This window comes from Streptomyces sp. URMC 126 (assembly GCF_051386555.1).
GTDB lineage: Bacteria > Actinomycetota > Actinomycetes > Streptomycetales > Streptomycetaceae > Streptomyces.
This window is the reverse complement of the sequence record NZ_JBPQTX010000607.1, coordinates 1-1,335: the sequence shown is the minus strand read 5'-3', so window position 1 is coordinate 1,335 and position 1,335 is coordinate 1. Positions and strand designations below refer to the sequence as shown.

1 protein-coding gene is annotated in these 1,335 nt (G+C 72.5%); it reads left to right on the top strand.

What is annotated here, in order from left to right; all coding sequences use genetic code 11:
* Window positions 1–48 precede the first annotated feature (48 nt).
* Window positions 49–1,263 carry an acetyl-CoA C-acetyltransferase gene (locus ACSNOK_RS33055; RefSeq protein WP_436784478.1) on the top strand — a complete coding sequence of 405 codons (1,215 nt, stop codon included), beginning with the start codon at window positions 49–51 and terminating at the stop codon, window positions 1,261–1,263.
* Window positions 1,264–1,335 lie beyond the last annotated feature (72 nt).

Sequence of the window (1,335 nt, the reverse complement as noted above, 5' to 3'; positions counted from 1 at the left end):
ACCCCGACCCGCCGACTCCCACCCTCCGCATCAGGAAGGCTGCCGACCTTGAGCACCGAAGCGTACGTCTACGACGCCATCCGCACCCCCAGGGGCCGCGGCAAGGCGAACGGATCCCTGCACGGCACCAAGCCCATCGACCTCGTCGTCGGACTCCTCCACGAGCTGCGGCGCCGCTTCCCGGACCTCGATCCCGCCGCCATCGACGACATCGTGCTCGGCGTGGTCAGCCCGGTCGGCGAGCAGGGCTCGGACATCGCGCGGATCGCCGCCGTCGCGGCGGGGCTGCCGGAGACCGTCGCCGGCGTCCAGCAGAACCGCTTCTGTGCGTCCGGCCTCGAAGCCGTCAACACGGCCGCCGCCAAGGTCCGTTCCGGGTGGGAGGATCTCGTCCTCGCGGGCGGCGTCGAGTCCATGTCCCGGGTGCCCATGGCCTCCGACGGCGGTGCCTGGTTCGGCGACCCCATGACCAACTTCGCCACCGGCTTCGTCCCGCAGGGCGTCAGCGCCGACCTGATCGCCACCCTCGGCGGGTACACCCGCCACGACGTCGACGCCTTCGCCTCCCGCTCCCAGGAGAACGCCGCCCGGGCCTGGAAGGAGGGCCGCTTCGACCGCTCCGTCGTCCCCGTACGCGATCGCAACGGCCTCGTCGTCCTCGACCGCGACGAGCACCTGCGCCCGGGCACCACCCCCGAGACCCTCGCCAAGCTCAAGCCCTCCTTCGCCGGCATCGGCGAGGCGGCCGGCTTCGACGCCGTGGCGCTCGCCAAGTACCACTGGGTGGAACGGATCGACCACGTCCACCACGCCGGCAACTCCTCCGGCATCGTGGACGGCGCCGCCATCGTCGCCATCGGCAACGAGCGGGTCGGCGAGCGCTACGGGCTCACCCCGCGCGCCCGGATCGTCTCCGCCGCCGTCTCCGGCTCTGAGCCGACGATCATGCTCACCGGCCCCGCGCCCGCCTGCCGCAAGGCGCTGGCCAAGGCCGGGCTGACCATCGACGACATCGATCTCATCGAGATGAACGAGGCGTTCGCCGCCGTCGTGCTGCGCTTCGCCGACGACATGGGCATCGGTCTGGAGAAGATCAACGTCAACGGCGGGGCCATCGCCCTCGGCCACCCGCTCGGCGCCACCGGGGCGATGCTCCTGGGCACCGTCGTCGACGAGCTGGAGCGGCAGGGCAAGCGGTACGGGCTGGTCACCCTGTGCGTGGGCGGCGGCATGGGCGTCGCCACCGTCGTCGAGCGCCTCTGAGCGGCGGGCAGCCCAGGCCCCCGGATCCGGCCCGGCCCCGCCGGGCAGCCCGGGACCTGTCTCTTATACACA